The organism is Desulfobacter sp. UBA2225, assembly GCF_002348205.1.
Taxonomy (GTDB): domain Bacteria; phylum Desulfobacterota; class Desulfobacteria; order Desulfobacterales; family Desulfobacteraceae; genus Desulfobacter; species Desulfobacter postgatei.
Window position 1 is genome coordinate 1 of the sequence record NZ_DDYV01000152.1, and the last position, 6,479, is coordinate 6,479.

The 6,479-nt window shown below is 50.1% G+C and carries 3 protein-coding genes; all 3 read left to right on the plus strand.

Translation table 11 applies throughout. The features are described 5' to 3' along the window. A partial coding sequence (locus tag B3D59_RS07870; protein ID WP_349676875.1) for a putative PEP-binding protein occupies positions 1-308 on the plus strand: 308 nt, incomplete at its 5' end. Positions 309-892: 584 nt separating this feature from the next. Further along, on the plus strand, positions 893-4,411 hold the full coding sequence (gene nifJ / locus B3D59_RS07875; RefSeq protein ID WP_286818783.1) for a pyruvate:ferredoxin (flavodoxin) oxidoreductase: 3,519 nt from the start codon (positions 893-895) through the stop codon (positions 4,409-4,411). A 111-nt stretch (positions 4,412-4,522) separates the two neighbouring features. Continuing rightward, complete coding sequence (locus B3D59_RS07880) at positions 4,523-6,139, plus strand: hypothetical protein (protein WP_286818784.1); 1,617 nt, start codon at positions 4,523-4,525, stop codon at positions 6,137-6,139. The last annotated feature ends 340 nt before the right edge of the window (positions 6,140-6,479 follow it).

Below are 6,479 nucleotides of genomic sequence, written 5' to 3' on the forward strand. Positions count from 1 at the left end.
TCGACGGTTTCTCCATCGGCACCAATGACCTGACACAATTGCTGCTCGGCGTGGACCGGGATTCGTCCCTTGTCTCCCATGTATATGACGAGCGCAATCCGGCCGTGAAAAAGATGGTCCGCCAGGTGATTGAGATCGCCGTAAAAAAGGGCAAATACATTGGCATCTGCGGCCAGGCCCCCAGCGATTACCTGGAGTTCGCCGAATTTGTGGTGGAATGCGGCATCGAGACCATGTCCCTTAATCCGGACACTGTGATCAAGACGACCCTGGCCGTGGCCGAACTGGAAAAGAAATTGGGCATATAGGAATCCCTCCCGGCGGTCCGGCGCACGTGCATTGAAGAGCATTGGCAAACACAAAGAATCCGATTCCCGGCAACCTGGCCGGAATCGGATTCGCTTTCAGGCGTATCCAGGTTAACCCTGTGTGTCCGTGTGCAAAATAGGTCTTGACCGGTTTTTTCAGTTGTGAGATATAAAAGCAATTCAATAAGCAATAGATTGCTTATTTATTTGCATGACCATTCAACGAGGTGAAAGATTGTCAGCTACCCAAGCCTAAAGTGCTTGGGCTTGTTTAGGCAAGCCCCATGCTGACCAGCTTAAGTGCTTCGAGCACTACGTTAGATCGGAAATAGGTACCTTGGGGTGCTTGCCAGCCCCAGGCTCTACGGTAAGTGGTTAAACAGGTCTAAGGGGTTAAGCCAGTGCTGCTTGCGCCAAACCCGGTCATAACTTTAGCGAGGCAGACTTTACCCCGGAAACGGGTGTTCTCAGCTCTGGCATATGGCTGTTTAAATATTATATGCCTTTTTACAAAAATGACGTGCTAAAGTACTGTTACCTCTCAAGCCTGAAGGCTTGGGTTTCCACAGCTAAAGGAAATTTTTATGAAAAAAAGAATGCAGACCATTGACGGGAATACTGCGGCAACCCATGTGGCATACGCCATGAGCGAGGTGGCAGCGATTTACCCGATCACACCTTCCAGCCCTCTGGGTGAAATTGCGGACTCCTGGGCATCCCAGGGAAGAAAAAACATTTTCGGGCAGATCCTGGACATCAAGCAGATGCAGTCCGAGGCCGGTGCTGCCGGTGCTGTCCACGGTTCCCTTTCAGCAGGCGCTTTGACCTCCACTTTTACAGCCTCCCAGGGATTGTTGCTCAAGATACCCAATATGTACAAGATTGCAGGCGAACTGCTTCCTTGTGTTTTTCATGTAACGGCCCGCGCCATTTCCGCCCATGCCCTCTCCATCTTCGGAGATCATCAGGATGTTATGGCCGCCAGGCAGACCGGTTTTGCCATGCTGTCCTCCAACTCTGTTCAGGAAGCCCAGGACTTAGCCCTTGTGGCACATCTTGCAACCATGGACGCCCGGGTGCCGTTCCTCCATTTCTATGACGGATTCAGAACCTCCCATGAAATTCAAAAAATTGAAATGATTGAGTACGAGCAGATGGCATCTCTGTTTAACTATGATGCATACTGGGCATTCAAGGCCAGGGCCATGAACCCTGAACACCCTGACACCCGCGGGACCGCCCAGAATCCGGATATCTATTTTCAGGGCAGGGAAGCAACCAACTCCTTTTACCTTAAAGTTCCTGCCATTGTTAAACACTATATGAAAAAGGTAGGCGATCTTACCGGACGGCGTTATCAACCCTTTGATTATGTGGGTGACCCTGAAGCCGACCGCGTTATTGTTGCCATGGGTTCCAGCTGTGAAGCCATTGAAGAGACCATTGAAAAACTCAATTCCATGGGCGAGCGCTTAGGCCTGATAAAAGTACGGTTGTACAGACCCTTTGACGTCCAGGAATTTTTGCGCACCGTGCCCTCTTCCGTGGAGACCCTTACGGTGATTGACAGGACCAAGGAACCCGGTGCCATCGGCGAACCCTTGTACCAGGATGTCTGCACCGCTTTTATGGAATACGGCGAAGGCCCCCGGATCATCGGCGGCCGTTACGGGCTCTCCTCCAAGGAATTCAATCCGTCCATGGTCAAAGCCATATATGACAACATGAAGTCCATTTCCCCGAAAAATCATTTCACCGTGGGGATCATCGACGACGTTACCCATACTTCCCTGGATGTGGAAAAAGGGTTTGACGCTGCACCGGAAGGTACCATATCCGCCAAATTCTGGGGCCTTGGTTCCGATGGAACTGTAGGTGCCAACCAGTCCGCCATCGCCATTATCGGGGACAACACCGACAAATATGCCCAGGGCTATTTTGCCTATGACTCCAAAAAATCCGGCGGGCTTACTGTTTCCCATCTGCGTTTTGGTGATGTGAAAATTAAGAGTACCTACCTGATTGAAAATTCAGATTTTGTCGCCTGTCATAAGTCCAACTATGTTCAGATCTACGATGTCCTTAAGGGACTGAAAGAGGGCGGCACCTTCCTGCTCAACTCGGAATGGTCCACCATCGCAGATATGGAAAAACATATCCCGGGTCATGTGAGGCGCACCATCTATGATAAAAAACTGAACTTCTATAATATTGATGCCGTGAAAATTGCCGGTGAAGTGGGCCTTGGCAACCGCATTAACATGATCATGCAGACCTGCTTTTTCAACCTTGCCAATGTGCTTCCCGTTGAACAAGCCATTGATCTGCTGAAAGCCGACATCAAAAAGATGTTCGGCAAAAAGGGCGATGCCATCGTAAACATGAACATCGAGGCCGTGGACAAAACCCTGGACAAGCTGGTGAAAGTGGATGTGCCCGAATCATGGAAAGATGCCGTTAACGAACCTGCAGTTGAAGAACCTGCCACGCCTTTTGTGGATAAGGTGATGCGCAGAATTAATGCCCAGGAGGGTGATGATCTGCCGGTATCCGCCTTTTCCGTGGATGGCGTATTTGAAGCAGGGACATCCCAGTATGAAAAACGCGGTGTTGCCATCAATGTGCCCGAGTGGATTGCCGACAACTGCATCCAGTGCAACCAGTGTTCTTTTGTATGTCCCCATGCCGCTATTATACCCGTTGTGGCCACAGCGGATGAACTCAAAAATGCCCCGGCATCCTTTGGCACGGTTGACGCCAAAGGCAAGGGCATGGAAGCCTTGAAATTCAGAGTTCAGGTCAATCCCCTTGACTGCCAGGGTTGCGGTAACTGCGCGGATATTTGCCCGGCCAAGACACCGGCCCTTGTAATGAAACCCCTTGCTTCCCAGCTGGACGTGGAAAAAGAGAATCATAAATTTTCTTTGACTGTTCCGTTCAAGACCGATCTTATGAAACGCGACACGCTCAAGGGCAGCCAGTTCTGGAAACCGCTGCTTGAATTCTCCGGTGCATGTTCAGGATGTGGGGAAACGCCGTATGTAAAACTGGTCACCCAGCTTTTTGGCGAGAGAATGACCGTTGCCAACGCCACGGGCTGCTCCTCCATCTGGGGCGGATCAGCGCCCTCTATGCCCTATTGTACCAATGCCGACGGCCAGGGTCCTGCCTGGGCATCTTCCCTGTTTGAGGATGCTGCTGAATATGGTTACGGTATGCTGCTGGCCACCAAATCCAGACGCAACACCCTGGCTGCAAAGATGAAAAAGGCCATTGAACAGGGCGTTTCCGATGATATCAAAGCCGCCATGGAAGGCTGGATCGCAGGCAAGGATAACCTTGAAGAATCCCAAAAATACGGTGGTGAGCTTAAACAACTGCTCAAAGATGCCTCCTCGGGCTTGCTTAAAGAGATCTATTGTGAAAATGATCTGTTCGTGAAAAAATCCCATTGGGTTTTCGGCGGTGACGGCTGGGCCTATGATATTGGTTTTGGCGGCCTGGACCATGTACTGGCATCCGGGGATGATATCAATATTCTGGTGCTGGATACCGAAGTCTACTCGAACACGGGCGGGCAGTCCTCCAAGGCCACTCCCACCGGTGCCATTGCCAAATACGCGGCATCCGGAAAGAAAATCGGGAAAAAAGATATGGCCCGGATGATGATGAGTTATGGGTATATTTATGTTGCAACCATCTCCATGGGCGCCAGCAAGAACCAGACGCTTAAGGCGATCCTGGAAGCGGAAAGCTATCCCGGCCCCTCCCTGATCATCGCCTATGCCCCATGCATTAACCAGGGCATCAAAAAAGGTATGGGTAAAACCCAGGAAGAGATGAAATTGGCTGTTGAATCCGGTTACTGGCCTATTTTCCGGTTCAATCCCCAGCTTACCCATGAAGGTAAAAATCCCTTTATCCTTGACTCCAAAGAACCTGACGGCACCCTGCAGGCGTTCTTGAGCGGTGAAGTGCGGTTTGCGGCCCTGGAAAAAAGCTTCCCCGAGGAGTCCAAACGTTTAAGGGCAGCCCTTGGAGAAGAGGTTGAGGAAAAATATGCCATGCTTAAAATGATGGCAGATGCCGGAAAAGAAGAATAAAGTTCAACAATAATTAAACCGGTAATGGTTCAGGGGCGAGCGCATTTAATGCGCTTCGCCCTTTTTTTTTAATGTCACAAGACGCCATTGGATGAACCGGAGAAAAAGCACATGAAAAAATATATAGCACTTATCATTACAGCATTAATTTTGTTGCCCTGCATCGCAATCAGCCAGGAAACCCCGGCTGCTTCTTCGGCATCAGGGACTGCGGCCCAGACCCTGGGTAAAGCGGATGATTCGTCAACATTCGAGGCTGAAGCACAACAGAATACCCTTGAAATTCTTAGGTCTATTGTCAAAAGCAAAGCCACGTTGAAACAACGTATGGATGAAAAGAAACAGGCCATGGACAAGGCCAGTTCCGAAACCGAAAGACAATCTCTTAACGAAGAACTTGCCGCACTGGATAAACAGATAGCGGATGCTGTAACCGATTTTGAAATGATCGCCACAGGGGTTGAAATTGGTCTGTTTGTGGCCAAGAAAAAAGAGCGGTTTGACTGGAAAGACGAACTTCTCTCCCTGGCCGAGCCCGGGATTATGGAGCTTAAGCGGCTGACGGTCAAAGCCAGGCATAAATCTAAACTCAATGATGAATTGGCCAATTACCAGGAGTTGCTTCCCGTGGCAATCAAGGCCAGAAGCCGCGTTGAGTCTTTGCTCAGTCAGACCAAGGATCAGGCGCTGGTTGCCGCACTTAAAGATATCCTGCCCGAGTACAAAGGGATTGAAAGCCAGATAAAGAATAAGGTGGACCTTGTCCAGCTTAAACTTGACGAAATCAAGCGGCAAGAGGCGTCGGTGATTGACAGCACCCAGGACTCTGTTAAAATATTTTTCAGAACCCGGGGATTATACCTGTTTCTGGCTATCCTGGCCTGCATTGGTGTGGTGCTGTTAATCAAAGGTCTCTACCACACCCTGATCCGCCTTGTGCCCGGATACAAACTGGAGTACCGCCCCTTTCATATACGGGTGCTTGAACTGGTGTACCGGCTCATGACGCTTGTATTGACGGTGCTGGCGGTCATGGCGGTCTTTTATTTTGTGGAGGACTGGGTGCTGCTTTCCCTGACCATTATTTTTATTATGGGCGTGGTGTGGGCCACCAAGTACACGTTGCCCATGTATCTGGACAAGAGCAAGCTGATGCTCAATGTCGGTGCGGTCAGGGAAGGCGAACGCATGGTGTACCAGGGCGTTGCCTGGCGGGTTAAACATATCAATTTTCATACCCTGCTCGAAAATCCTGATTTGGGCATTACGCTGAGAATACCGATTACCGAACTCATCGGCAAAACATCCAGGAGATGTGATACCCATGAATCCTGGTTCCCCTGCCGGAAAAATGACTGGGTAATCCTTTCCGACGGCACCCGGGGCGGTGTGACCCATTTAAGCCATGAAACCGTGGAGCTGGTATTAAGGGGCGGTGCGAAAAAAACCTATCAAACGGCTGATTTTTTGGCCATGACACCTTTGAATCTTTCTGTGAATTTTCGAATTAAGGTGCCCTTCGGTATTGGTTATGGCCACCAGAAAGATGCCACTACAACGATTCCTGAACTTTTATCCGCATTTATCCAAGAACAGATTGAAAAAGAAGGGTATGCTGACGACCTGCTGAACCTGAGGGTAGAATTTGCGCAAGCCGGGGCTCATCCCTGGATCTGGTCGTCATTACCGATTTCAAAGGCAGTCAGGCACCCGTATACAACCGTTTGACACGAAGCATACAAAGATGGTGCGTTGACGCGGCTTCCCAATACAACTGGGATATTCCCTTTCCCCAGATTACGGTTCACCAGGGGGCTTGATCCAAGGGAGAAACAGATAAGGCTCATGCTGCGTTTTAGGGTCGTAGAGTGGTAAGGGGTGATTTTTTATCCATCACCCTTAGAAGGCCAACGGATGCAGGCAAGGTCAATGTACATTTGCCCTGGGACACTCAGGGCAAATTAAAAATCCGGGCCTGGCCCGAGACAAAAGCATTCTTGAAAAATCTGGTGGCAGCGGCCAAAGTGCTGCGTGCCGCTGTAACAGCCTGACAGGTGAGGATATTCAC